The sequence below is a fragment of the Pseudomonas sp. MWU12-2037 genome, from assembly GCF_023242345.1.
In the GTDB taxonomy this organism is placed as follows: Bacteria; Pseudomonadota; Gammaproteobacteria; order Pseudomonadales; family Pseudomonadaceae; genus Aquipseudomonas; species Aquipseudomonas gingeri_D.
Map to the genome: position 1 here is coordinate 1 of NZ_JALLIZ010000002.1, position 23,393 is coordinate 23,393.

Sequence of the window (23,393 nt, forward strand, 5' to 3'; positions counted from 1 at the left end):
GGTTTTGTTGTGTGCTCACGATCAGATCAGACACTTACCCACCCTTCTCGATCAACTGCCCGAACCCCTCGAGCTCGCCCTTCTCCAGGTCCGAGACCAGGATGAAACGCAGGTGATCACGTCGCCACGACACCACGTTGTACCCCCGCAAAGACAAGCTCTCCCGAGCCCGATCAGCTTCGGCCGTCGGCAGGATAAACAGGTTGATGGTGTGCTTGGCATGCCGATACGCCAATGCTGCGGCGGTCTGGTGTTGCAGATAATCCAATCGCCCGCCCAACAACGGGTAACCCTGCGCCGCATAATCGAAGACCGGCGGCGCGAAATCGAGCTTGCCGGTAAACCAGGGTTTCACCGTATGCCGGTCGGACGACACCACATCGCTCAAATGCTCGGCCATCAGCGAACGCACATGACTGGACACCGCCTCATCCAGCCAGGGTTGTTCGGCGGACGGCGTCACCACATAGAGCATGACCGCCAGGCTCAACGCCAGGGTTGAAAACGCCGGCGCCCACCAGCGCCCCGACAGCGCCCGCAACCCCTGCATGAAACCCGCCATGGCCGAAGATCGCTCTGGGGCAGCGCCCAACAGGCTCAGGTTCAGGGCCTCGGGCGCGCGGTAATAGGGTGCGCGTTTTTTGACGTCGTCGATCAATTGACGGGCCTGCTCATACCGGCGTGCGCACTCCGCGCAGCCCGCCAGGTGCCCGGCCACCCGCGCCCTGGTCGCCGCGTCCAGCTCATGGTCGAGGTAGCCATGGATCAATTCATCACAGGTCTTGCAGTCGAGGTCATTCATAAGGGTGCAACTTCAGCAGTTCGCGCTTGAGCATCGCGCGGGCCCGGGCCAGCCGCGACATGACGGTGCCCAAGGGGATATCGACGATTTTCGCTATGTCCTTGTAGGGCATGTCTTCCAACTCCTTCAGGACGATCACTTCGCGAAACGCCGGCGCCAACGCCAGCAGTGCCAGGCGGACCTGCTCGGCCGCCTGGGCGCGGATGGTCTGTGACTCGGGTGTGCACACATCGGCCATTGCCGGGTCGTCCTGCAACCACTCCTCGTCGAGGGCTACCCAACGTGCGCCCATCGAGGCCTTGAGCCAGTTGTAGCTTTCGTTGCGGACAATGGTCAGGAACCAGGCCTTGGCATTGCCGTCGACAAAACGGTGCTGGAACTTGAAGGCCCTGAAGGCACTTTCCTGGACCACATCCTGCGCGGCGCTCTCACTGTCGGTGAGCCAGCGCGCGAGGTTATAGGCCGCATCCAGATGCGGCGCAAACAGCGCCTCGAATCGCTTCATAGTGGCTCCGATACCTTTGTTCCTATAACGGTGAAAGGTCCTGTTTTATTCCCGAAAGAATTTTTTTATTTCCTGGAATAAAGCCCCGCGCCGCCCGGTTTTACAGATGTGAGCTCAATCACTGTAGACCGCCAGCGAGGGCGTTCCCATGGACCTGCACCCAACACCCCACGACAAACGTACCGACGGCCCGCTCGACCCCGACCGCCGGACCCTGCTCAAATGCTCGGCCTGGGCCGGCGCCGGGGTCCTCTGGGCCCTGAGCGGCGGCATCCCGCGGGCCTTTGCCCTGGACCAGAATGGCCAGACCAGCGACCCGGCCGCGCTGGCCGCGAACTTTCACTTCGTGCAAATCAGCGATTCGCATATCGGTTTCAACAAGGAGGCCAATCCCGAACCGGTGAAGACCCTGCAAGTGGCCATCGACAAGGTCATCGCCCTGCCCAAGCGGCCGGCGCTGATTCTCCACACCGGGGATATCACCCACCTCAGCAAGCCGGAGGAATTCGACACCGCCGCACAATTGCTCAAGGCCCTGCCCGCCCCCGTGCACTATGTGCCAGGCGAGCACGACACCCTTGACGAAGGCGGCGGCCAGCTCTACCTGCAGCGGTACGGCAAGGGCACCAAGGGCAACGGCTGGTACAGCTTCGACGACCACGGCGTGCATTTCATCGCGCTGGTCAACGTCTTCAACTTCCAGGCCGGCCATGAAGCCAACCTCGGCGCCGAGCAGATCGCCTGGCTGGCCGATGACCTGCGGGCGGTGTCGACGAGCACGCCGATCGTGGTGTTTACCCATATTCCGCTGTGGACCATTTACCAACCCTGGGGCTGGGGCACGGAGGACGGCGACCAGGCCATTGCCCTGCTGCGCAAATACGGTTCGGTGACCGTGCTCAACGGCCATATCCATCAGGTGATCCAGAAGGTCGAAGGCAATATCACCTTTCACACCGCGCGCGGCACGGCCTACCCGCAACCAGCACCAGGGGCGGCACCGTCACCGGGGCCGATGACCGTGGCCGCCGATCAGTTACGCAATTACCTGGGGATTACCGATGTCCGCGCGACACAAGGCGATCACCCATTGGCACTGATTGATTCGACACTGATTTAGGAGAACATTCGAATGAAAAGACTTTTGCACGGACTGGCGCTGATTTGCCTGACGGTCTCGATCCCGGTGTGGGCGCAGGACGTGAAGATCGATATCAAGGAATTCATGTTCGGGCCCAAGGACCTGACCGTTGCGCTCGGTACCAAGGTGACCTGGGTCAACGACGACCAGATCCCCCATACGGTGGCCGAAACCCACAAGCTGTTCCGCTCGGGCGCGCTGGACACCAATGACAGCTTTTCCTATGAGTTCAAGACTGCGGGCACCTACGAGTATTTCTGTGCCCTGCATCCACAGATGATCGGGAAAATCATCGTCACTCCCTGAACCGAGGGAGCCGGCTTGCCGGCTCCCACAGAACTGACGAATGGCTGTCGAAGCCGGGGCGAAAAAATCTTTCTGTCATTTCCCCTGCTGTATCCTGCCCAGGCTTTTTAAAAGCGCGGATCTACCCAGCGATTTAAAAAACAGACCTTGCGAGGAGCGACGACGATGCATGAGATACCCAACTTCCCCTTCCCAAGCCTGCACGAGACTGAGCAGAAAAACCCGCCACAAGCCGCTGCCCAGCAGCCAGTAAACAACGAGGCCGCAGAAAGCCTCAAGGCCGACAGCGAAGACTGAACGCTTGCTCAACCGGTCGCGTGAAAAGCCCGTTCCCTGGTGTTTTTCACGCAACCGGATACAGGCGCCCGCCAAGCTTTTTTCGATTTAACTCCCATGCAACCCGCTTCGCACCGTTATCATAAGCCTCCTATCTTTTTTCTCCGCGGCAACGGTGGTTCTTGTCCATGTCTGATACCCAGCGCCCCCTGGCGGTCACGCTGCAAGTCGTTTCCATTGTCCTGTTTACCTTTATCGGTTACCTGAACATCGGCATTCCCCTGGCCGTGCTGCCCGGCTATGTCCACAGTGACCTGGGCTTCGGCACGGTGATCGCCGGGCTGGTGATCAGCGTCCAGTACCTGGCGACCTTGTTGAGTCGTCCCTATGCCAGCCGGATCATCGATAACCAGGGCAGCAAGCGCGCGGTAATGATCGGCCTGCTCGGCTGCGGCCTGAGCGGTGTGTTCATGCTGGTCTCGAGTGTTCTCCAGGCGATGCCGTTGCTGAGCCTGATCAGCCTGTTTATCGGCCGCCTGGTGCTGGGCAGCGCGGAAAGCCTGGTGGGCTCCGGGTCCATCGGCTGGGGGATCGGCCGGGTCGGTGCGGCGAACACCGCCAAGGTGATTTCCTGGAACGGCATCGCCAGCTATGGCGCGTTGGCCATCGGCGCACCACTGGGCGTGTGGCTGGTCGGTCAGTTGGGCCTGTGGAGCATGGGCGTGAGCATCCTGCTGCTGGCCACGCTGGGGCTGTTGCTGGCCTGGCCGAAACAGGCAGCACCGATTGTCGCCGGCGAGCGCCTGCCCTTCCTTCATGTACTGGGCCGCGTACTGCCCCACGGCACCGGCCTGGCCCTGGGCTCCATCGGTTTCGGCACCATCGCGACCTTTATCACCCTGTATTACGCCACCCAGCACTGGGCCAACGCGGTGCTCTGCCTGAGCCTGTTCGGCGCCAGCTTTATCGGTGCGCGGCTGCTGTTCGGCAACCTGATCAATCGCCTCGGCGGCTTTCGCGTGGCGATCGCCTGCCTGTCGGTGGAAACCCTGGGGCTGCTGCTGTTGTGGCTGGCACCGGATGCCCATTGGGCACTGGCGGGGGCGGCATTGAGCGGGTTCGGTTTCTCGCTGGTGTTCCCGGCACTGGGAGTGGAGGCGGTGAACCTGGTGCCCGCCTCCAGTCGCGGCGCGGCGGTGGGTGCCTACTCGTTGTTTATCGACCTGTCGCTGGGCATCACCGGGCCCTTGGCCGGGGCCATTGCCGCGGGCCTGGGCTTTGCCTCGATCTTCCTGTTCGCCGCCCTGGCGTCGTTTTCCGGGTTGCTGCTGAGCCTTTATCTCTACCGGCAGGCACCGAAGCAGCGAGCGTTGCGGGAAAAAACCTGAAGGCCTAGAAATCGATCTTGCCGCGCCCGGCCTTTATCGCACCACGCTGGGACTTGCCTTCCAGGCGGCGCTTCTTCGAGCCGAGGGTCGGCTTGGTCGGGCGGCGTTTCTTCTCCACCTTGGTGGCAGTGAGGATCAGTTCGACCAGGCGTTCCAGGGCATCGCTGCGGTTCTGCTCCTGGGTCCGGTATTGCTGGGCCTTGATCACGATCACCCCTTCGCTGGTGATGCGACTGTCGCGCAGGGCCAGCAGGCGTTCCTTGTAGAACGGCGGCAGGGACGAAGCCGGAATATCGAAACGCAGGTGCACCGCGCTGGAGACCTTGTTGACGTTCTGCCCGCCCGCGCCCTGGGCACGAATGGCCGTCCATTCGATCTCGGCATCCGGCAGATGCACATTGTTGGAAATCACCAGCATTTGAAAAGCGTCCGACATCAGGGCGTTCAGGATACCTGATCTGTACCACGGCGAGCCGGTTCGCCCGTGTCCCGACCGTGCAGAAACGACAAACCCGGCGGCCGCCGGGTTTGTGCTTGCAACGGATAAAAGCCTACTTCACCGCCACCAATGCCTGCTGGGCACTGCGCCGATTCTTGATGCCGTAGCAGACCCACATGAACGCCACCCAGACCGGAATCGCGTACACCGAGACCTGGATCCCCGGAATCATCAACATGACGCCGAGGATGAACACCACGAACGCCAGGCACACATAGTTGCCATAGGGGTACCACAGGGCCTTGAACAGCGGGCTCTGTTGGGTGCTATTCATATGCTGGCGGAACTTGAAGTGCGAGTAGCTGATCATCGCCCAGTTGATCACCAGGGTCGCCACCACCAGGGACATCAGCAATTCCAGGGCCTGTTGCGGCATCAGGTAGTTCATCACCACCGCGATGAAGGTCACCAGCGCCGAGGCCAGGATCGAGCGCACCGGCACGCCGCGCTTGTCGATCCTGGCCAGCGCCTTCGGCGCATCACCCTGCTCGGCCATGCCCAGCAGCATGCGGCTGTTGCAGTAGGTGCCGCTGTTGTACACCGACAGCGCCGCCGTCAGCACCACGAAATTGAGGATATGCGCCGCCGTGTTGCTACCCAGCATCGAGAACACCTGGACGAACGGGCTGCCGCTATAGGAGTCGCCGGAAGCGTTCAGCGTGCTCAGCAGGCTGTCCCAGGGCGTCAGCGACAACAGGATCACCAGGGCACCGATATAGAAAATCAGGATCCGGTAGATGACCTGGTTGATGGCCTTGGGAATCACGGTTTTCGGCTGGTCGGCTTCAGCGGCGGTGAAACCGAGCATTTCCAGGCCGCCGAAGGAAAACATGATGATCGCCATGGCCATCACCAGGCCGCTGACGCCATTGGGGAAGAACCCACCGTGTTCCCACAGGTTGCTCACCGAGGCCTGCGGACCGCCGTGGCCGCTGACCAGCAGGTAGCTGCCCAGGGCAATCATGCCGACGATCGCCACCACCTTGATAATCGCGAACCAGAACTCCGCCTCGCCGAAAACCTTGACGTTGGCCAGGTTGATCGCGTTGATCAGGACGAAGAAGGCTGCTGCCGAGACCCAGCTCGGGATATCGGGCCACCAGTAGTGGATGTACTTGCCGACGGCGGTCAGCTCCGACATGCCCACCAGGATGTAGAGGATCCAGCAATTCCAGCCCGACAGAAAGCCGGCGAAACCGCCCCAGTACTTGTGGGCAAAGTGGCTGAACGAACCGGCGACCGGCTCCTCGACGATCATCTCGCCCAACTGGCGCATGATCATGAAGGCGATAAAACCGCAGATGGCGTAGCCGAGGATCATCGACGGACCGGCGGACTTGAGCACCCCGGCCGAACCGAGGAACAGGCCGGTACCGATGGCGCCACCGAGGGCGATCAATTGGATATGACGATTTTTCAGGCCGCGTTTAAGCTCGCCCGAAGCAAGGGGTGTATCAGGGGTCATGCGTCACCTGTTTGTTTTTATCTGTGACGAAATCGAACCCATCACGCTTATGACGCGATGGAGTGAACAAGGCGGGTAGCCTTGAGTGCACGGGCTTTCGGAGCATCGCAAGGCCGCCGTCGAAAGCCACAAAAATGCGCGGGTACGCAGTTGAGTCACAGGTAAAACGCCGCGCATTGTACACCGCCAGACCACCACTGGCAGGCATCCGCGCATCTCACCGCCCCCAGCGCGGGAGGACAAGGGGCCTTTTCGCCATAAAGAAAAATCCTACAGAGCCCCTCGGCAACTATTCCTTACGCCAATCCGAACCTCGTATTTTCAGGCGCTTTTACTGTCCAGATCGTCAGGTTTTCCTGACAAAGTGTCACGTTTTCTTGCCAACAAAGCCGTATACGGCCCCCGTTCGAAAATTGACAGACAGACTGTTTAGCACGGGCTTTAGCGGGTGAATCGCTGTTTTTCCAGAAGAAGTTTTTTGCTCTGCAAGGCTGCAAAAAAAATTTGAAAATATTTTTTTGCGCCTATCGAGATACTGCACTAGGTTTTCAGCCACTTGCCGAAGCCTACAGTCGGCAAGCCGGAGAATCGGTTTTTATGCATAGGAATTTTCCTAGCAAAAAGCCTTTTCGACCGTCCAGCAATAACATTCCCAAGGAGATTCACCATGCAAGTCTCGGATCAGGACGTGAGCACTGAACTGCAACTGGACGATTGGTTTGAAGCCCCGACCCACGACGCGGCCGTGGAAATGATGCAAGCCGATGCTGTCGTGCCCTTTGGCACTGCGATGTGGCCTTTCTAAGGCCTCCAGGTGGGTGCGGTTTACCGCACCTACCCTCTGTTGCCCCAGGAACGACGTCATGGACAAGACCCGCGCCCTCGAACACTTTCTCTACTACCTCGCCCGCCATCCGGCCCTGGAAGGGCTCGACCAGCCGAAAGTCCTGCTCGGCCATACCCCGGATTACAGCGAGATCACCGCGGCCATCATCGAGCAGGACGCCGAGCGCCGACAGTTCGGCTTCAGCGCGTTGCGCCTGGACCTTGAGCCAGCCCCGAGACTGATCGAGGCCATCAGCGACAGCGACCTGTATATCTTTTTCTACGACTCCTCGATGCTCTCCCCGCCTCGCCCGCAAGGCCCGGAGTTCCTCCACGCATTGCATGGGGTCATGGCCGAGCAATGGCGCAAATCGCTGCTGTTCAAGGATTACGGCGATTACTTCTACGACACCTTCAGTGTCAGCCCGCAACGCATTGCCGACCTCAACGACAGCCTGATCCGCCGCATGTCCCGGGCCACCACCCTGAGCTTCAAGGACCGCCACGGCTCGCACCTGCAGGCGCCGCTGAGCAGTATCCGCAAGTGGACCAATATCAATGGCGTGGGCAACCACGACCTGGCCCCGGGGGAGATCGCCACCCACAGCGACGCCATCAACGGTTGCGTGAAGTTTGTCGGGACCTTTCTCGGCACCATTCCCTTTGCCCGCAAGTACGGAGTGCTGGAGTCGCCGCTGGCGCTGTGGATCGAGGATTCGACCATCCGCCGCATTGCCACCGAAGTGCCTGGGCTGGAGGCGGATTTCAACAAGTACCTGAATGCCAATCCATCCAACCGTCGAGTCGAGGAACTGGGGATCGGTACGAATGAGGGGGTCAAGGCCCTGTATGCGCGCAACTCGGGTTTCGAGGAGCGCCATTGCGGCCTGCACCTGGGGTTGGGCGGTGGCGCCAAGGGCAGCCATCACCTGGACCTGATCTTTGCCAGCGGCGTGCTGGCGCTGGATGACAAGCCGGTGTTTGACGGGCAGTTTGCGTTTTGACCTGCCCCAAAAAACAAAACCCCATGACGTTGGCTCGTCATGGGGTTTCGGGTCTCGCGGTGCGCTCAAGCGCCTGCTTTACTCAGGCTTGCGACGCCCGAACCCCGGACGCTGGCCGGAACCGGCCGGGGCGCCACGACGCTTGCCCGACGGCGCGTCCTTGTCCAGGACCAGGCTTGGACGCTTGGTCTTGGGTGCCGGCTTGGCCGGACGCTTGCTGTCCGTCGGACGATCCGCCACTGGCGTACCACGGGTCGACTCACCACGACCGGCCGCCGGACGCGGGGCACGCGGTGCGCGCTCGCCATCCTGACGAGGAGCCGGCTTGCGGGCTGGACGCTCGCCTTCAATCCGCGGCTCGCGCTCACTGCGCTCGGCAGGTGCACCGGCGGCCGGACGTAGGGTCCGCACACGCTCGCCCTTGCCCACAGGACGAGAGGATTTGCGCTGCATACGCTCCAGCTTGTCCTTGCTCTTGGCATTGAGCTGCGGCATCGCTACCGGCGTCAGGCCGACCTCGGCACTGAGGATGTCCACTTCGTACTGGCTCATTTCACGCCAGCGGCCCATTGGCAGGTCGGAGTTGAGGAACACCGGACCGAAACGCACACGCTTCAGACGGCTGACCACCAAACCCTGGGATTCCCACAGACGACGCACTTCGCGGTTACGACCTTCCATCACCACGCAGTGGTACCAGTGGTTGAAACCTTCACCGCCAGGCGCTTCCTGGATATCGGTGAACTTCGCCGGGCCGTCTTCGAGCATCACGCCGGCCTTGAGCCGGGCAATCATCTCTTCGTCCACTTCACCACGGACTCGGACCGCGTACTCGCGGTCCATTTCGTAGGACGGGTGCATCAAGCGGTTGGCCAGCTCACCGTCGGTGGTGAACATCAGCAGACCGGTGGTGTTGATGTCCAGGCGGCCGATATTGATCCAGCGGCCTTCTTTCGGACGCGGCAGCTTGTCGAACACGGTCGGACGGCCTTCCGGGTCGTCACGGGTGCAGATCTCGCCGTCGGGTTTGTTGTACATGATCACGCGGCGAACCGATTCGGACGCCTCTTCGCGCTTGATCACCTTGCCATCGATGGTGATGGCGTCATGCATGTCGACGCGCTGGCCGAGGGTGGCGTCTTTGCCGTTGACCTTGATCCGGCCTTTGCTGATCCAGCCTTCCACGTCGCGGCGCGAGCCGACGCCGATACGGGCCAGGACCTTCTGCAGTTTTTCGCCTGCTGGGCCGATTTCCTGGTCGTCTTTCTGCTTGATATCACTCATCTGGGCACCTCCCGGTGTGTCGATTCAGGCCTTGGCCTGAAGAAATTGAATCTGTTGCCTGGGCGAAGGGATCGCCGCGGGGGCGCGAATCATACGCCGATGTTGGCCATTATGCACTCTCGCAATCAATCATCGAGCAAGCGGCGTTCCTGTTCGATCGCCTCGGCCAGGGCCAGGGCTTCGGCTTCTTCATCGGTCAGCTGCGGCCGGCCGGCGGCCTTGTCCAGGGCCGCGACCGCCGCGAGCAATTGTTCCCGGGCCTGCTGGGCACCGACGAGATCCGGCTCCGGTACTTCTGGCACCGCGGGCTCTTCGACTGTTTCCGGCTCTTCTTCGAGCACTTCGTCGGCCTCGACTGTCACAGCGGGCTCAACAGGTTCAGCTCTTTCAAGCCCAGATTCCTGCAGCGGCAACTCGCCCGTCGGCACCATCGCGCCGTCACGCAGCAAATCGTCAAAGTCGGTCTTGATCCCCTCTTCCATGGAGTCCAGCTCCAGCAACAGGGTATGGAAGCTGGTTTCCTCCTTCGGCGCCTCGGCACCCTCCGGATCGAGACTGGCATCGGCCAGGGCCTGCAGGCTCGCGGGCACTGGCGCATCCTCGACATCGAACAGCGGCTCGGGCTCCATCTCCCGCAGTTCGGCCAGGGGCGGCAGGTCGTCAAGGTTCTTCAGGTTGAAGTGATCGAGAAACGCCTTGGTGGTGGCGAACATTGCCGGTTTGCCCGGCACCTCGCGGTAACCGACGACCCGAATCCACTCACGCTCCAGCAAGGTCTTGACGATCTGGCTGTTGACCGCCACGCCACGCACATCCTCGATCTCACCCCGGGTGATCGGTTGACGATAGGCGATCAGCGCCAGGGTCTCGAGCATCGCCCGGGAATAACGCTGCGGACGTTCTTCCCAGAGCCGCCCGACCCAGGGAGCGAATTTCTCGCGCACCTGCAGACGATAGCCGGAGGCCACCTCCCGCAGCTCGAAGGCCCGCCCTTCGCAGGACTTGGCGAGGATCGTCAGGGCTTTCTTGAAGACCGGCGGCTCGGGCCGTTCGCCCTCCTCGAACAGCTCGAACAGCCGCTCCAGGGATTGCGGCTTTCCCGAGGCCAACAGAAAGGCTTCAAGCAGCGGGGCCAGCTCGCGGGGTTCACTCAGGTTCATGGATTGTGCTCGTTATTCAGCGCGCGCCCGCACATGGATCGCCGTAAAGGGTTCATTCTGCACCAGTTCGACCAGGGATTCCTTGACCAGCTCAAGAATCGCCATAAAGGTCACCACCACCCCCAGCCGTCCTTCCTCGGCGGTAAACAGCTCGACAAAGGGCACGAAGCCGCCGCCCTTGAGGCGTTCCAGTACATCGCTCATGCGCTCGCGAGTCGACAGTTGCTCACGACTGACCTGATGGCTTTCGAACAGGTCGCCACGGCGCAGGACCTCGGCCATGGACATCAACACTTCTTCCAGGCTCACGTCCGGCAACAGCTTGCGCGCCCGGGCCTCGGGGGCATCGAGCTTGGGCACCAGCACATCGCGGCCGACCCGGGGCAAGGTGTCGAGGCCCTCGGCGGCGCTCTTGAAGCGCTCGTACTCCTGCAGGCGACGGATCAGTTCGGCCCGCGGGTCGTCCTCTTCCGCCTCGATTTCGGCCGAACGCGGCAGCAGCATCCGCGATTTGATCTCGGCCAGCATCGCCGCCATCACCAGGTACTCGGCGGCCAGCTCCAGGCGCACCGACTTCATCAACTCGACATAACCCATGTACTGGCGGGTGATTTCCGCCACCGGGATGTCGAGGATATCGATGTTCTGCTTGCGGATCAGGTAGAGCAGCAAGTCCAGCGGGCCTTCGAAGGCTTCGAGAAAGACTTCCAGGGCGTCCGGCGGGATATACAGGTCCAGCGGCATCTCGGTGACCGCCTGGCCATAGACCAGGGCGAACGGCAGTTCCTGCTGGGCATCGGCCTGGCTGTCGACGTTTTCCACGGCGGACATTCAGGCCTCGACCATGAACGGCGCGGGGTCGCCACAGCCCACGCGGATCACTTCCGGCTCGCCGTCCGCCAGGTTGATCACGGTCGAGGCCTTGATCCCGCCGAAACCGCCGTCGATCACCAGGTCGACCTGATGTTCGAGCAACTGGCGGATCTCGTAGGGATCAATCATCGGATCGGTCTCGCCGGGCATGATCAGACTGACGCTCATCAGCGGCTCGCCCAGTTCTTCGAGCAGCGCCAGGGCAATCGGATGGCTGGGGATGCGCAGGCCGATGGTGCGTTTTTTCGGATGCAGCAACAACCGCGGGACTTCCCGGGTGGCATTCAGGATAAAGGTGTAGGGCCCCGGCGTATGGGCCTTGAGCAGGCGAAACAGGCCCGTGTCGACCTTGGCGAACAGCCCCAACTGCGACAGATCGCTGCAGATCAGCGCAAAGTTGTGCTTGTCGTCCAACTGCCGCAAACGGCGCACCCGCTCGACCGCATTCTTGTCGCCGATCTGGCAACCGATGGCATAGGACGAGTCGGTGGGATAGATCACCACCCCGCCCTTGCGAATGATTTCCACCGCCTGTTTGATCAGGCGCGCCTGCGGGTTTTCCGGATGAATCTGGAAAAATTGACTCACGTTTTCTACCTGTTCAGACGACGGCAGTAAGTTGCTCATGTTTGAAGCGACACCAGAGTGGCGGCAGATCTTCAGGAACCGGGCGGTATTCACCGATCTCGGACCAGCCTCCAGGACCATGGAAATCACTGCCGGCACTGACCAGCAGCCCGAACTCACGGGCAAGGATCGCCAGACTGCCTACCTGCTCGGCGGGTTGATGCCCATTGACCACTTCGATAGCGTGGCCACCTGCTTGAATATAGTCGCCAATCAGCTTGCGGCGCTTGCTGCGGGTGAAATCGTAGTGCCAGGGATGGGCCAGACTGACCCAGGCGCCGGACTCGCGCAGGGTGCCGACGGTGTCTTCCAGGGTCGGCCAGTGCAGCTTGACGTCCCCCAGCTTGCCCGCGCCGAGCCACTTGCGAAAGGCTTCGGCACGGTCCTTGACGAAACCGGCACGCACCAGGAAATCGGCGAAATGCGGACGCGCCGGGGCATTGCCGCTATCGCCCAGTTCCTGCTGGATCGCCCGCGCGCCTTCCAGCGCGCCGGGCATGCCCTTGAGCGCCAGCTTGCGGCTGATTTCCTCGGAACGCAGCCAGCGGCCCTCGTGCAAGCGGGCGATGGCCTCGACCAGCGCCGGCGCCTCGACGTCGAAGCCATAGCCCAGCACATGGATGGTCGCGCCACCCCAGGTGCAGGACAATTCGACGCCGTTGACCAGCCGCATCCCCAGCCCATCCGCCGCCGCACGGGCTTCGGCCAGGCCTTCGAGGGTGTCGTGATCGGTCAGGGCCAGGACCCGCACGCCTCTCTCGTGCGCACGGGCGACCAGGATCGCGGGCGCGAGGGCACCGTCGGAGGCCGTGCTATGGCAGTGCAGATCGATTTCCACGGGGATTGAATAACCTCTAGGCGGCGCTTTCGCTGGCAATGATGTTTGTTATTATGCCGTCACATCCTGCTTCTGGCTGCCACTGTGAAACAATTCATCGATTTCATCCCGCTCTTCCTGTTCTTCATCGTCTACAAAATCGAACCGCGGGTCATGGAGATCGCCGGCCACAGCCTGACCGTGGGCGGTATCTACAGTGCCACGGCCATGCTGATCATCAGTTCCCTGGTGGTCTACGGCACCCTCTTCATCACCCACCGCAAACTGGAAAAAAGCCAGTGGCTGACCCTGATCGCCTGCCTGGTATTCGGCAGCCTGACCCTGGCCTTCCACAGCGAAACCTTCCTCAAGTGGAAAGCCCCGGTGGTCAACTGGCTGTTCGCCCTGGCCTTTGCCGGCAGCCACTTCATCGGTGACCGCCTGCTGATCAAGCGCATCATGGGCCACGCCCTGAACCTGCCAGAGCCGATCTGGACCCGCCTGAACCTGGCCTGGATCGTGTTTTTCCTGTTCTGCGGCGGCGCCAACCTGTTCGTGGCGTTCACCTTCCAGCAGTACTGGGTCGACTTCAAGGTGTTCGGCAGCCTGGGCATGACCCTGCTGTTCCTGGTCGGCCAGGGCATCTACCTGTCCCGCCACCTGCACGACACCGACCCGACCATCCCGAAAACCGAGGACTGACATGCTCTACGCGATCATCGCCACCGACGTCGAAAACTCCCTGGACAAACGCCTGGCCGTGCGCCCGGCGCATCTGGAACGGCTGCATCAGCTCCAGGCGCAAGGGCGCCTGGTCCTGGCCGGCCCGCACCCGGCCGTGGACAGCAACGACCCGGGCGCCGCCGGTTTCAGCGGCAGCCTGATCGTCGCCGAGTTCGACAGCCTGAGCGCGGCGCAAGCCTGGGCCGAGGCCGATCCGTTCGTCGCCGGCGGGGTCTACGCCCAGGTGCTGGTCAAGCCGTTCAAGCAAGTCCTGCCATAAATTTCTCCCCTCGCGATGAACCTTCAGGGTTCATCGCGGCCCAATCGCTCATTATTCTCGTTCAGCAGCCGACAACCTGCCCAATGCCGATTGGAATCAGGAGTTTGCGATGCGCCAGGGTCCGTTGTTGCTGCTAGTGGTCATCTTGTCGATAGGGGCCGCCGCCCACGCCGAAGAGAGTCAGGGGTCGAGTAATTCCACCCCCCTGTCCTTGAGCGCCGGTAGCCAGATCACCGATTTGCAGCAACGCTTGAAAGAAAGCGAGCGACAACGAGAAGAGTTGAGCAAACAATTGCAGAGTGCCGACGCCGAGCGCGAAAGTGCCCAGTTGAGCCGCCTGCGCCAGGAAAACCAGCGCCTGAAGCTGCAACTCAAGGAAGCCCAGGCCAGTGCCGGACCGCGCCTGCTGACTGATCAGCAGCAATGGTTTGTCACTGGCGGGGGAGTTGCACTCGTGGCCCTGCTCTGCGGTATCTTCGCCAGTGGCGGACGTAGACAACGTCGGCAATGGCTGAATTGAGCGGCCAATAGCGATCCGTAATCGAGAGAGTCATGAGCGACCTGTTACTGATAGACGATGACCAGGAGTTGTGTGAACTCCTGACCAGTTGGTTGAGCCAGGAAGGCTTCCAGGTACGCGCCTGCCACGATGGCCAGAGCGCGCGCAAGGCCCTGGCTGACAGCGCCCCGGCCGCCGTGGTGCTGGATGTGATGCTGCCCGATGGCAGCGGCCTGGAACTGCTCAAGCAATTGCGCAGCGATCACCCGGAGTTGCCGGTCGTAATGCTTTCGGCCCGTGGCGAACCCCTGGACCGTATCCTCGGCCTGGAGCTGGGCGCCGATGACTACCTGGCCAAACCCTGCGACCCCCGGGAACTGACCGCGCGCCTGCGCGCCGTACTGCGCCGCAGCCACCCGACCGCGACTCCGAGCCAGATGGAACTGGGTGACCTGTGCTTCAGCCCGGTGCGTGGCGTGGTCACCATCGACCAGCAGGACTTCACCCTCACTGTCTCCGAAAGCCGCCTGCTCGAAGCCCTGCTGCAGCAACCCGGCGAACCCCTGGACAAACAGGAACTGGCGCAGATCGCCCTGGGCCGCAAGTTGACCTTGTACGATCGCAGCCTGGACATGCACGTGAGCAACCTGCGCAAGAAGATCGGTCCGCACCCGGACGGCCGCCCACGCATCGTCGCCCTGCGTAGCCGCGGTTATTACTACAGCCTGTAACCCCTGTGGGAGCTGGCTTGCCAGCGATGACTGACGCAAGGACGCAAGAGCGATGCAGGATTCAACCTCATCGCTGGCAAGCCAGCTCCTACAAGGGTCGGCATTGCCAGTCAGGCAAGTGTCAACCCGGGGCAAAAACCTCTTTACTCAAGCTTTACCCTCCCCTGACCGCCGCTGACCTTGAACTCCTTAATCTGTACTCATCCGGACTGACCGGAATCGAGACAAGGAGAAAAACCATGCGCAAGACCCTTATCGCCCTGATGTTCGCTGCTGCACTCCCTACCGTGGCCATGGCCATGCCTCAAGACGGTGGCCCGATGGACGGCCCGGCATACGGTCACGACCAGCATCACGGCAAAGGTGGTTTCCAAAAACTGGACCTGACCAAGGAGCAGCGCCAGCAGATCCGCAAACTGGTGGGTGAACAACGCCATGATCGCAAGGCAATCGCCATCAAGTATCTGGAAAAGCTCTCGCCTGCCGACAAGGCTGCCTTCAAAGGCGAACTGGATGCCGCTCACCAGAAGACCCAAGGCCAGATCCGTGCCCTGCTGACGCCTGAACAGCAGAAGACCTTCGACGAAATGCAGAAAAAGCAGGCCGAGCGCCGTGCCGAATGGACCGAATTCAAAGCCTGGAAGGCGCAGCAAGCGCAAAAAACGCAATAATCCGCTTATGCTCCAGCCCGACGGCCAACGCCGTCGGGCTTTCTTCGTTTGTACCGTTTGGTTGAGGACTTGCTGTGCGATCACTGTTCTGGCGCATCCTGGCCAGCTTCTGGCTGGCCATTGCCCTTGTCGCGGGCCTATCGATTCTGCTCATGCACATCCTCAACCAGGACAACTGGATTCTCAGCCGTCATCCGGGGTTGAACACACTGGCCGAAGAGTGGACGCAAACCTACGAAAGCCAGGGCGAAGAAGCCGCCCAGGCAATTCTGGAACAGCGCAAGCAGCGTTATCACATTGATGTGCAAGTGCTCAACGAAGGCGGCGATCCGCTGGTCCGCGGAACCTTTCCACGTCGGGCCGCGGCCTTTGAAGCACGCCAGAACAACGATGACCGCAAGCTGCCCTGGCGGCGCCTGACGGTCGAGTACACCAGCCCGAAAAGCGGCGAAACCTACCTGCTGATCTACCGCATTCCCCACCCGGAACTGGACGCCTGGCACCGCGAAAGCCTGCTACGCCCCCTCAGCGCCTTGGGCATTGCCCTGGTGGTGCTGACCTTGTTCAGTTTGCTGGTGACCTTGTCCATCACCCGCCCCCTGAGCCGTCTGCGCGGTGCAGTGCATGACCTGGGGCAGACCACCTACCAGCAAAACAGCCTGGCGAAACTGGCGGGGCGGCGCGACGAATTCGGTGTGCTGGCCAAGGACTTCAACCTGATGGGCGCGCGCCTGCAAAGCCTGATCAGCAGCCAGCGCCAATTGCTACGGGATGTCTCCCACGAATTGCGCTCACCACTGGCACGCCTGCGCATTGCCCTGGCCCTGGCCGAACGCGCCGGTCCCGAGGAGCGCGAACGACTCTGGCCACGCCTGACCCGCGAATGCGACCGGTTGGAAGCGCTGATCAGCGAGATTCTCACCCTGGCCCGGGTCGACTCCGACCAGGCCAGCGCCGAAGAGGTAGACCTCACGGCGCTGCTCACCACCTTGCAGAAGGACGCCAACCTGGGCTGCCCGGAACAGCCGGTGCACTTCGACGGCGAACCACCGCTGAGCTTCAAGGGCTGGCCGACCATGATCGAACGGGCTGTGGATAACCTGCTGCGCAACGCCCAGCGTTTCAATCCCGAGGGCCAGGCCATCGAGCTGACCGCGCAACGTCAGGGTGAGCGCATCGAAATCAGCGTGCGCGACCATGGCCCCGGCGTGGAGCCCGACCATCTGGCACAACTGGGTGAACCCTTCTACCGGGCGCCCGGGCAAACCGCTCCGGGCCATGGCCTGGGACTGGCCATTGCCCGGCGGGCGGCGGAACGGCATGGCGGCAGCCTGGTGCTGGCGAATCACCCCGAGGGTGGGTTTATCGCAAAACTGGATCTGCCTTTGGAGCCTGGGGCGCTGGTTTAACTTCAAGCCGACCAGGCGCTGACAAACTGCGTCAGATCGACCTTCGGTGGCTGGCGCAGTTCGTTCTGCGGCGTGCCCAGGTACAGGAAGGCGATCACTTCCTCGTCATCGCCAAGCCCCAAACCCTTGGCCACATGGCGTGAATAGGACAGCTCGCCGGTGCGCCACACCGCGCCGATCCCCTGGGCATGGGCCGCCAGCAGGATGCCGTGGGCCGCACAACCGGCGGCCAGCAACTGCTCGGACTTCGGGACCTTGAAGTGCTCCTGCAAACGCGCCACCACCACAATCACCAAGGGTGCGCGCAAAGGCATGGCATGGGCCTTGTCGATGGCCGCCGGGTTCGCATCGCCCTCTTGCAGGCGCACGGCTTCAGCCAGCAGGCTGCCCAATTGCTCGCGGGCCGCTCCCTCAACGGTCAGGAAACGCCAAGGCCGCAGTTGCCCGTGATCCGGTGCGCGCATGGCGGCGGCGAAGAGGATATCGCGCTGGGCCTGGGTCGGTGCCGGATCGAGCAGGCGCGGTGCGGATACACGGTTGAGCAAATTGTCGAGAGCCTCCATCGGCCACCTCCTCTGGAAAATGATCGGGCTATTCTAGCCAGATCCCAGGCGGCCGTGCCGGTTTACATGATCGGGGTCACAGGTAAAATGGCGCCCGTCCCCCTTTCCCGAGCCTATTTCATGGCGATGCCGACCCTGCGCATCATTGGTTTCATCATCGGCATCTTCCTGATCACCCTGGCTGTCAGCATGGTCATCCCCATGCTGGTGCTGGTGGCTTTCGAACGAACCGGCGACCTGCCGGCCTTTCTCTGGGCCAGTACGATCACCTTCCTCGCCGGCCTGGCACTGGTGATCCGCGGTCGCCCGGAACAGGTACAACTGCGCCCCCGGGATATGTATCTGCTCACCGTCTCGAGCTGGGTGGTGGTGTGCATTTTCGCCGCGCTGCCCTTCGTGCTGACCCTGCACACCAGCTACACCGACGCCTTTTTCGAAAGCATGTCGGGGATCACCGCCACCGGTTCGACCGTGCTCAGCGGCCTGGACAGCATGTCCCCGGGCATCCTGATCTGGCGCTCGCTGCTGCATTGGCTGGGTGGGATCGGCTTTATCGGCATGGCAGTGGCGATCCTGCCGCTGCTGCGCATCGGTGGCATGCGCCTGTTCCAGACGGAATCCTCGGACCGCTCGCAAAAGGTCATGCCGCGTTCGCACATGGTGGCGCGCCTGATCGTCACCGCCTACATCGGCATCACCCTCCTCGGCAGCCTGGCATTCTGGTGGGCCGGCATGAGCCTGTTCGATGCGATCAACCACGCCATGTCGGCGATTTCCACCGGCGGTTTCTCCACCTCGGACCAGTCCCTGGCCAAATGGAGCCAACCGGCAGTGCACTGGGTGGCCGTGGTGGTGATGATTCTCGGCAGCCTGCCATTCACCCTCTACGTGGCGACCCTGCGCGGTCACCGCAAGGCACTGATCAAGGACCAGCAGGTGCAGGGCTTGCTCGGCCTGCTGCTGGTCACCTGGCTGGTACTCGGCACCTGGTACTGGTGGACCACCCAGCTGCACTGGCTCGATGCCCTGCGCCACGTCGCACTGAACGTGACCTCGGTGGTCACCACCACCGGCTTTGCCCTGGGCGACTACAGCCTGTGGGGCAACTTCTCGTTGATGCTGTTTTTCTACCTGGGCTTCGTTGGCGGCTGCTCGGGCTCGACGGCCGGCGGGATCAAGGTGTTCCGCTTCCAGGTCGCCTATATCCTGCTCAAGGCCAACCTCAACCAGTTGATCCATCCCCGGGCGGTGATCAAGCAGAAATACAACGGTCACCGTCTCGACGAAGAGATCGTGCGTTCGATCCTGACCTTTTCGTTCTTCTTCGCCATCACCATTTGCGCCATCGCCCTGGCCCTGTCGCTACTGGGCCTGGACTGGATGACCGCGCTTACCGGCGCCGCCAGTACCGTCTCCGGCGTGGGGCCGGGCCTGGGCGAGGTAATCGGGCCATCGGGGAATTTCTCCACCCTGCCGGACGCTGCCAAGTGGATCCTGTCCCTGGGCATGCTGCTCGGCCGACTGGAAATCATCACGGTGTTCGTTCTGTGTATCCCCGCATTCTGGCGTCATTGATCGAGGCCACCGCCCCCAACATCCGCGCCCGGTATTCGCCGGGCGTGACCTCGAACCAACGGCGGAAGGCGCGAAAAAAGTTGCTCGGGTCAGCGAAGCCCAGCAGATAGGCGATTTCCAGCAAGGTCATGCGCGGCTGCGCCAGGTATTGTTCTGCCAACTCACGACGGGTGTCGTCGAGCAGCGCCTGGAAACTGGTGCCCTCCTCCTGCAAACGGCGCTGCAGGGTGCGCTGGGACAGGTGCAGGGTCTGCGCCACCACTTCGCGCTTGGGCTCGCCCTGGGGCAGCAGGCGACACAACACCTGGCGCGCCTTGTGGGTCACCCGGCTTTCCGAGAAGCGTGCCAGATATTCGCCGGCAAACCGGTCGTGGAGCAAGGCCATGGCCTCATTGGCGGTCGGCAACGGCGCTTCCATGTCGGCCTGCTCGAAGATCAGCGCATCGTAAGGTGCGTTGAATACCAGCGGCGCATGGAACACTTCCTTGTAAGGGCCGATATCCTCCGGCTCCGTCCCCTGCAGCAACACCTTGCGCGGCTGCAAGGTGCGCCCGGTCAGCCAGCCGCACAGCGCCAGGGCGCAGGCCAGGGACGCCTCGGCGCTCTGGCGGGTGGGCGGCAGATGGTCGCCGTGCACCGTCAGGATCAATGCATAACCTTCGGGCAAGAGGCGAAAGCTCAAGTCGGCGCTTTCGGCGATGATCCGCTGATAACGCACCAGGCGCCGGAAACCCTCGGCCAGGGTCTGGCTGGACATCAGCGCGTAGCCGGCAACATGAAAGGACGCCGGGCGTACCACCCGGCCCATGTTCAAACCAATCGCCGGGTTGCCGGAAAGCTCCACCGCGCGCTGCCAGAGGCGCGTCATCGAATCCTGGGGAAAACGCGCATCGGGGTCGTCCAGGGCTGCATAATCGAGCCCCAGCTGCCGGAACAGGACGCGACAGTCCAGGCCATCCATCTCCAGCGCCTTGACAATCCCCATCGCCCAGCTTGCAGAAGTCGTTCTCTCGCTCATGGCCTTTTCTTGCATGATAAGTCGTATAGGACGACTAATGGCCTAAGGATACTAAAGTGGCGTCTATTGTCACTGGTCGCCGCTGCCAATCACTCTAGACTCAAATAAGCTCCCCGTGGAACCCTCCATGGGCAAGGTCGCCAACGCGGAGAGTACCCCGTGGAAAACATCAGAAAATTCAACAGCTTCGCAGAGTTCTACCCCTACTACCTGAGTGAACACGGCAACAGTACCTGCCGCAGGTTGCATTTCGTCGGCACCAGCCTGGTGATCTTTTTCCTGGCGTTGGCCATCGGTCGCGCCTCGGGAGGGTTGCTGCTGGCGGTGCCCGTGGCCGGTTATGGCTTCGCCTGGGTCGGCCATTTCTTCTTCGAGAAGAACCGCCCGGCCACCTTTGAACACCCCTTCTACAGTTTGCTCGGCGATTTCGTCATGTTTCGCGACATGATCCTCGGCAAGGTACCGTTTTAGGCCCGGGGGGCCAGCAAAGCGTCCTGCGCAGCCACTGCCAGGACGCGGGCAAGCCCTAGACTGAGTCCGGCAGCGATAAAAACCACAAGAGGACAGCCGATGACCGGACAAGCCCGCTTTACCCATATGCAGGACGGCACCCAGGAGGATTGGGCGGTAATTGCCGCCGACTTCAGCGCCTACGCACGACAACTGCCGGCACGGATCCTGACTCACCTGAAGCTGCTGGAGGGTGATTTCGGCGGTTTCCCGGTGGATCGCCTGACCCATTCGCTGCAAACCGCCAGCCGGGCCTGGCGCGACGGACGGGACGAGGAGTACGTGATCTGCGCGCTGCTCCACGATATTGGCGACACCCTGGGTTCCTATAACCACCCGGACATCGCCGCGGCGATCCTCAAGCCCTTCGTCAGCGCGGAAAACCTGTGGATGGTGGAAAAGCACGGAATTTTCCAGGGCTACTACTTCTTCCATTACCTGGGAATGGATCGCCATCTGCGCGAGCAGTTTCGCGAGCACCCGCAGTATCTGGCGACCATCGAGTTCTGCGCCAAATACGACGCGGCGGCCTTCGACCCGGACTACGAGAGCCTGCCCCTGAGCTTTTTCGAACCGATGATGGAGCGCGTATTCGCCCAACCCCGGCAGTCGATCTACAAGGCCGCGATGGCGCAGAACCAGACGGCCTGATAGGGGCTAACCCGGCTCGGCGACTTTTTCCAGCTCCAGCTTGAGCTGCGCCTCTTTCGCCTGGGCATCCGCCAGGCGATACAGCTCGATGGTGCCATCCCAGTGTTCGATCAGGGCGGTGCAGGACTCGACCCAGTCACCGCAGTTGAGGTAGTCCACTTCGCCGACCTTGCGGATCTCGGCATGGTGGATATGCCCGCACACCACCCCATCGAGCCCGCGCTTCACGCATTCGTGGGCGATCGCCTCTTCGAAGTCGCTGATAAAGCTGACCGCGGTCTTGACCTTGTGCTTGAGGTAGGCCGACAACGACCAGTAGCCATAACCGTAGCGGGCCCGCCAATGGTTCAGCCAGCGATTGAGGGTCAGGGTGAACTCGTAGGCCGAATCGCCGAGGAACGCCAGCCAGCGGTGATAACGGGTGATCACGTCGAACTGGTCGCCATGGATCACCAGCAGCTTGCGCCCGTCGGCGGTGTGGTGCACCGCTTCGTCGACCAGCTGGATATTGCCCAGGATCAGTTTGGAGTAACGGCGCAGGAACTCATCGTGGTTGCCGGTGACATAGACCACCTCGGTGCCACGCTTGCTCATGGTCAGCAGCCGGCGGATCACGTTGGTGTGCGCTTGCGGCCAGTACATGCCGCCACGCATCTTCCAGCCGTCGATGATATCCCCCACCAGGTAGATACGGTCGGCCTGATAGCCCTTGAGAAACTGCGACAGGTGTTCGGCCTGGCAGTCGCGGGTCCCCAGGTGCACGTCGGAAATCCACAGGGTTCGCACACGCTGCTTACGGCTGGGTTTGGCAAGCTCCGCACGGGTCATGGGCATTCTCCGGATTTTTCCTGAGCTTGCACCGGGGCAGTTAATAGTCCATGACAGCTACATGGCAGTCCGATGACAACCGCCCGAACGGCAAGCGGTGTAGACTGCGACGATGCCAAGGAGACCGCGATGGGACCGATCCTGACCCTGCGCCACTACAGCCCCGACCTGATCAACCACAGCCATGCCCATGCGCAGCTGGTGTTTGGCCTGTCCGGCCGGCTCGACTTCGAGATCGAGGGGCACGGCAGCCAGGTGGTACAGCAAAGCGTCGCGGTGATTCCCTGCGATGCCCATCACGTCTGCGCCAGCCCCAACGGCAGCCGCTGCCTGGTGCTGGATGTGCCCGACGAACGCTGGTTGCTGAACACCCTGGGCGACCATGCCGAGGCCAGCCGGCGTCTGCTCGACACCGCGGGGCCACGCACCCTCGACGCCGCCCAGGGCCAACTGGTGCAGTGGCTGGCGGCCAGTCCCGTGGACGACCCGTTGATCGCGCAACAGGGCGCCGTGCTGCTGCTTGCCAGCCTGAACAGCCCCGGCAGCCGCCCATTCGCTGGCAAGCGCCTGCCCCTGGCCGCCCTCAACGCGCACATCGATCGCCATCTGGCCCACCCGCTGCAGGTGACGGACCTGGCGCGTATTGCCGACCTGTCCAGCGCCCGCCTGCATACGCGCTTTGTCGCCGAATGCGGGCAGACGCCCATGGACTATGTGCGCAGCCGTCGCCTGCATATCGCCCTGGGACTGCTGCGCGAGTCGACCCTGCCGATCGGCGAGATCGCCAGCCGCGTCGGCTACCAGTCGCAAAGTGCCTTTGCCGCCGCCGTGCTCCGCGAGTTCGGCCGCACACCCGGCGCGTTGCGACGCGAGTCCTGAGACAAACGACAGCAGGCACACGACAGACAGGCACACTGGCCGCCCTCTAGACTGCGGCTCTGTCTGTCAGCGTTTTCAAGGACC

28 protein-coding genes are annotated in these 23,393 nt (G+C 62.2%); 16 read left to right on the forward strand and 12 right to left on the reverse strand.

Annotated features, from left to right (window positions below):
* Positions 1-34: 34 nt before the first annotated feature.
* Both M5B42_RS03075 and M5B42_RS03080 read right to left on the reverse strand, forming a co-directional pair.
* Entirely contained in the window at positions 35-802 is a 768-nt protein-coding gene (locus tag M5B42_RS03075; RefSeq protein ID WP_248745024.1) for an anti-sigma factor, read from the reverse strand.
* Complete coding sequence (locus M5B42_RS03080; protein ID WP_248745025.1) at positions 795-1,307, reverse strand: sigma-70 family RNA polymerase sigma factor; 513 nt, start codon at positions 1,305-1,307, stop codon at positions 795-797. The genes M5B42_RS03075 and M5B42_RS03080 overlap by 8 nt, the downstream gene beginning before the upstream one ends.
* Before the next feature lie 148 nt (positions 1,308-1,455).
* Between M5B42_RS03080 and M5B42_RS03085 the strand changes: the two genes are divergently transcribed.
* The 4 genes from M5B42_RS03085 to M5B42_RS03095 all read left to right on the forward strand — a co-directional run bounded on the left by M5B42_RS03085 (position 1,456) and on the right by M5B42_RS03095 (position 4,418).
* Positions 1,456-2,427, forward strand: a complete 972-nt coding sequence (locus M5B42_RS03085) for a metallophosphoesterase (RefSeq protein WP_248745026.1) — start codon at positions 1,456-1,458, stop codon at positions 2,425-2,427.
* Positions 2,428-2,439: 12 nt separating this feature from the next.
* Positions 2,440-2,754, forward strand: a complete 315-nt coding sequence (locus M5B42_RS03090; RefSeq protein WP_103496522.1) for a cupredoxin family copper-binding protein — start codon at positions 2,440-2,442, stop codon at positions 2,752-2,754.
* 165 nt (positions 2,755-2,919) lie between these two features.
* Entirely contained in the window at positions 2,920-3,051 is a 132-nt protein-coding gene (locus M5B42_RS32080) for a hypothetical protein (protein ID WP_255916937.1), read from the forward strand.
* Positions 3,052-3,218: 167 nt separating this feature from the next.
* A complete protein-coding gene (locus tag M5B42_RS03095) occupies positions 3,219-4,418 on the forward strand; it encodes an MFS transporter (protein ID WP_103496521.1) in 1,200 nt (399 codons plus the stop codon).
* A gap of 4 nt (positions 4,419-4,422) precedes the next feature.
* Here M5B42_RS03095 and arfB read toward each other — a convergent pair whose 3' ends face one another.
* Together arfB and M5B42_RS03105 are read right to left on the reverse strand one after the other, a co-directional pair.
* Positions 4,423-4,836 carry an alternative ribosome rescue aminoacyl-tRNA hydrolase ArfB gene (gene arfB / locus M5B42_RS03100; RefSeq protein WP_152738606.1) on the reverse strand — a complete coding sequence of 138 codons (414 nt, stop codon included), beginning with the start codon at positions 4,834-4,836 and terminating at the stop codon, positions 4,423-4,425.
* 133 nt (positions 4,837-4,969) lie between these two features.
* Positions 4,970-6,382 carry an amino acid permease gene (locus tag M5B42_RS03105; protein WP_248745027.1) on the reverse strand — a complete coding sequence of 471 codons (1,413 nt, stop codon included), beginning with the start codon at positions 6,380-6,382 and terminating at the stop codon, positions 4,970-4,972.
* Between the two features lie 667 nt (positions 6,383-7,049).
* Here M5B42_RS03105 and M5B42_RS03110 point away from each other — a divergent pair.
* Together M5B42_RS03110 and M5B42_RS03115 are read left to right on the forward strand one after the other, a co-directional pair.
* A complete protein-coding gene (locus tag M5B42_RS03110; RefSeq protein WP_177100072.1) occupies positions 7,050-7,187 on the forward strand; it encodes a hypothetical protein in 138 nt (45 codons plus the stop codon).
* 58 nt (positions 7,188-7,245) lie between these two features.
* A complete protein-coding gene (locus tag M5B42_RS03115) occupies positions 7,246-8,211 on the forward strand; it encodes a leucyl aminopeptidase (protein ID WP_152738423.1) in 966 nt (321 codons plus the stop codon).
* 78 nt (positions 8,212-8,289) lie between these two features.
* On the opposite strand, the gene rluB is transcribed toward M5B42_RS03115, so the two are convergent.
* The 5 genes from rluB to M5B42_RS03140 all read right to left on the reverse strand — a co-directional run bounded on the left by rluB (position 8,290) and on the right by M5B42_RS03140 (position 12,993).
* Positions 8,290-9,495 carry a 23S rRNA pseudouridine(2605) synthase RluB gene (gene rluB / locus M5B42_RS03120; RefSeq protein WP_103496517.1) on the reverse strand — a complete coding sequence of 402 codons (1,206 nt, stop codon included), beginning with the start codon at positions 9,493-9,495 and terminating at the stop codon, positions 8,290-8,292.
* A gap of 125 nt (positions 9,496-9,620) precedes the next feature.
* Positions 9,621-10,655, reverse strand: a complete 1,035-nt coding sequence (gene scpB / locus M5B42_RS03125; RefSeq protein WP_152738417.1) for an SMC-Scp complex subunit ScpB — start codon at positions 10,653-10,655, stop codon at positions 9,621-9,623.
* Positions 10,656-10,667: 12 nt separating this feature from the next.
* A complete protein-coding gene (locus tag M5B42_RS03130; RefSeq protein WP_177093350.1) occupies positions 10,668-11,366 on the reverse strand; it encodes a ScpA family protein in 699 nt (232 codons plus the stop codon).
* Positions 11,367-11,486: 120 nt separating this feature from the next.
* Positions 11,487-12,116 carry an L-threonylcarbamoyladenylate synthase gene (locus M5B42_RS03135; protein WP_103496514.1) on the reverse strand — a complete coding sequence of 210 codons (630 nt, stop codon included), beginning with the start codon at positions 12,114-12,116 and terminating at the stop codon, positions 11,487-11,489.
* 13 nt (positions 12,117-12,129) lie between these two features.
* Positions 12,130-12,993, reverse strand: coding sequence for a PHP domain-containing protein (locus M5B42_RS03140; RefSeq protein WP_103496513.1), 864 nt, complete (start codon positions 12,991-12,993; stop codon positions 12,130-12,132).
* An 84-nt stretch (positions 12,994-13,077) separates the two neighbouring features.
* On the opposite strand from M5B42_RS03140, the gene M5B42_RS03145 reads away from it, so the two are divergent.
* The 6 genes from M5B42_RS03145 to M5B42_RS03170 all read left to right on the forward strand — a co-directional run bounded on the left by M5B42_RS03145 (position 13,078) and on the right by M5B42_RS03170 (position 17,285).
* On the forward strand, positions 13,078-13,674 hold the full coding sequence (locus tag M5B42_RS03145) for a septation protein A (RefSeq protein ID WP_103496512.1): 597 nt from the start codon (positions 13,078-13,080) through the stop codon (positions 13,672-13,674).
* Position 13,675: 1 nt separating this feature from the next.
* Positions 13,676-13,975 carry a YciI family protein gene (locus M5B42_RS03150; protein WP_152738403.1) on the forward strand — a complete coding sequence of 100 codons (300 nt, stop codon included), beginning with the start codon at positions 13,676-13,678 and terminating at the stop codon, positions 13,973-13,975.
* A gap of 109 nt (positions 13,976-14,084) precedes the next feature.
* Entirely contained in the window at positions 14,085-14,495 is a 411-nt protein-coding gene (locus M5B42_RS03155) for a translation initiation factor 2 (protein ID WP_152738399.1), read from the forward strand.
* Between the two features lie 32 nt (positions 14,496-14,527).
* Complete coding sequence (locus M5B42_RS03160; protein ID WP_103496509.1) at positions 14,528-15,205, forward strand: response regulator transcription factor; 678 nt, start codon at positions 14,528-14,530, stop codon at positions 15,203-15,205.
* A 239-nt stretch (positions 15,206-15,444) separates the two neighbouring features.
* Positions 15,445-15,876, forward strand: a complete 432-nt coding sequence (locus M5B42_RS03165) for an LTXXQ domain protein (protein ID WP_248745028.1) — start codon at positions 15,445-15,447, stop codon at positions 15,874-15,876.
* 74 nt (positions 15,877-15,950) lie between these two features.
* Positions 15,951-17,285, forward strand: coding sequence for a HAMP domain-containing sensor histidine kinase (locus tag M5B42_RS03170; RefSeq protein WP_248745029.1), 1,335 nt, complete (start codon positions 15,951-15,953; stop codon positions 17,283-17,285).
* Positions 17,286-17,287: 2 nt separating this feature from the next.
* On the opposite strand, the gene M5B42_RS03175 is transcribed toward M5B42_RS03170, so the two are convergent.
* On the reverse strand, positions 17,288-17,848 hold the full coding sequence (locus M5B42_RS03175; protein ID WP_152738395.1) for a nitroreductase family protein: 561 nt from the start codon (positions 17,846-17,848) through the stop codon (positions 17,288-17,290).
* A 120-nt stretch (positions 17,849-17,968) separates the two neighbouring features.
* Between M5B42_RS03175 and M5B42_RS03180 the strand changes: the two genes are divergently transcribed.
* Entirely contained in the window at positions 17,969-19,423 is a 1,455-nt protein-coding gene (locus M5B42_RS03180) for a TrkH family potassium uptake protein (protein WP_152738394.1), read from the forward strand.
* Here the strand turns inward: M5B42_RS03180 and M5B42_RS03185 are convergent.
* Positions 19,380-20,441: an AraC family transcriptional regulator gene (locus M5B42_RS03185; protein WP_248745030.1), complete on the reverse strand. Its 1,062-nt coding sequence runs from the start codon at positions 20,439-20,441 to the stop codon at positions 19,380-19,382. The two genes, M5B42_RS03180 and M5B42_RS03185, sit on opposite strands and share 44 nt — an antisense overlap.
* Positions 20,442-20,600: 159 nt before the next feature.
* On the opposite strand from M5B42_RS03185, the gene M5B42_RS03190 reads away from it, so the two are divergent.
* Positions 20,601-20,912, forward strand: a complete 312-nt coding sequence (locus M5B42_RS03190; protein WP_103496501.1) for a DUF962 domain-containing protein — start codon at positions 20,601-20,603, stop codon at positions 20,910-20,912.
* A 99-nt stretch (positions 20,913-21,011) separates the two neighbouring features.
* Positions 21,012-21,602, forward strand: a complete 591-nt coding sequence (locus M5B42_RS03195; protein WP_152738389.1) for a phosphohydrolase — start codon at positions 21,012-21,014, stop codon at positions 21,600-21,602.
* Positions 21,603-21,608: 6 nt separating this feature from the next.
* Here M5B42_RS03195 and M5B42_RS03200 read toward each other — a convergent pair whose 3' ends face one another.
* Positions 21,609-22,430 (reverse strand): UDP-2,3-diacylglucosamine diphosphatase, encoded by an 822-nt coding sequence (locus tag M5B42_RS03200; RefSeq protein ID WP_248745031.1) that lies wholly within the window; start codon positions 22,428-22,430, stop codon positions 21,609-21,611.
* Between the two features lie 129 nt (positions 22,431-22,559).
* On the opposite strand from M5B42_RS03200, the gene M5B42_RS03205 reads away from it, so the two are divergent.
* Positions 22,560-23,309, forward strand: a complete 750-nt coding sequence (locus M5B42_RS03205) for an AraC family transcriptional regulator (protein WP_103496498.1) — start codon at positions 22,560-22,562, stop codon at positions 23,307-23,309.
* Positions 23,310-23,393 lie beyond the last annotated feature (84 nt).

What these genes read in the sequence shown, in the direction of transcription:
- M5B42_RS03075 (WP_248745024.1), bottom strand. Translation starts at nt 802, where the DNA reads ATGAATGACCTCGACTGCAAGACCTGTGATGAATTGATCCATGGCTAC.
- M5B42_RS03080 (WP_248745025.1), bottom strand. Translation starts at nt 1,307, where the DNA reads ATGAAGCGATTCGAGGCGCTGTTTGCGCCGCATCTGGATGCGGCCTAT.
- M5B42_RS03085 (WP_248745026.1), top strand. Translation starts at nt 1,456, where the DNA reads ATGGACCTGCACCCAACACCCCACGACAAACGTACCGACGGCCCGCTC.
- M5B42_RS03090 (WP_103496522.1), top strand. Translation starts at nt 2,440, where the DNA reads ATGAAAAGACTTTTGCACGGACTGGCGCTGATTTGCCTGACGGTCTCG.
- M5B42_RS32080 (WP_255916937.1), top strand. Translation starts at nt 2,920, where the DNA reads ATGCATGAGATACCCAACTTCCCCTTCCCAAGCCTGCACGAGACTGAG.
- M5B42_RS03095 (WP_103496521.1), top strand. Translation starts at nt 3,219, where the DNA reads ATGTCTGATACCCAGCGCCCCCTGGCGGTCACGCTGCAAGTCGTTTCC.
- arfB (WP_152738606.1), bottom strand. Translation starts at nt 4,836, where the DNA reads ATGCTGGTGATTTCCAACAATGTGCATCTGCCGGATGCCGAGATCGAA.
- M5B42_RS03105 (WP_248745027.1), bottom strand. Translation starts at nt 6,382, where the DNA reads ATGACCCCTGATACACCCCTTGCTTCGGGCGAGCTTAAACGCGGCCTG.
- M5B42_RS03110 (WP_177100072.1), top strand. Translation starts at nt 7,050, where the DNA reads ATGCAAGTCTCGGATCAGGACGTGAGCACTGAACTGCAACTGGACGAT.
- M5B42_RS03115 (WP_152738423.1), top strand. Translation starts at nt 7,246, where the DNA reads ATGGACAAGACCCGCGCCCTCGAACACTTTCTCTACTACCTCGCCCGC.
- rluB (WP_103496517.1), bottom strand. Translation starts at nt 9,495, where the DNA reads ATGAGTGATATCAAGCAGAAAGACGACCAGGAAATCGGCCCAGCAGGC.
- scpB (WP_152738417.1), bottom strand. Translation starts at nt 10,655, where the DNA reads ATGAACCTGAGTGAACCCCGCGAGCTGGCCCCGCTGCTTGAAGCCTTT.
- M5B42_RS03150 (WP_152738403.1), top strand. Translation starts at nt 13,676, where the DNA reads ATGCTCTACGCGATCATCGCCACCGACGTCGAAAACTCCCTGGACAAA.
- M5B42_RS03155 (WP_152738399.1), top strand. Translation starts at nt 14,085, where the DNA reads ATGCGCCAGGGTCCGTTGTTGCTGCTAGTGGTCATCTTGTCGATAGGG.
- M5B42_RS03160 (WP_103496509.1), top strand. Translation starts at nt 14,528, where the DNA reads ATGAGCGACCTGTTACTGATAGACGATGACCAGGAGTTGTGTGAACTC.
- M5B42_RS03165 (WP_248745028.1), top strand. Translation starts at nt 15,445, where the DNA reads ATGCGCAAGACCCTTATCGCCCTGATGTTCGCTGCTGCACTCCCTACC.
- M5B42_RS03175 (WP_152738395.1), bottom strand. Translation starts at nt 17,848, where the DNA reads ATGGAGGCTCTCGACAATTTGCTCAACCGTGTATCCGCACCGCGCCTG.
- M5B42_RS03180 (WP_152738394.1), top strand. Translation starts at nt 17,969, where the DNA reads ATGGCGATGCCGACCCTGCGCATCATTGGTTTCATCATCGGCATCTTC.
- M5B42_RS03185 (WP_248745030.1), bottom strand. Translation starts at nt 20,441, where the DNA reads ATGAGCGAGAGAACGACTTCTGCAAGCTGGGCGATGGGGATTGTCAAG.
- M5B42_RS03195 (WP_152738389.1), top strand. Translation starts at nt 21,012, where the DNA reads ATGACCGGACAAGCCCGCTTTACCCATATGCAGGACGGCACCCAGGAG.
- M5B42_RS03200 (WP_248745031.1), bottom strand. Translation starts at nt 22,430, where the DNA reads ATGACCCGTGCGGAGCTTGCCAAACCCAGCCGTAAGCAGCGTGTGCGA.
- M5B42_RS03205 (WP_103496498.1), top strand. Translation starts at nt 22,560, where the DNA reads ATGGGACCGATCCTGACCCTGCGCCACTACAGCCCCGACCTGATCAAC.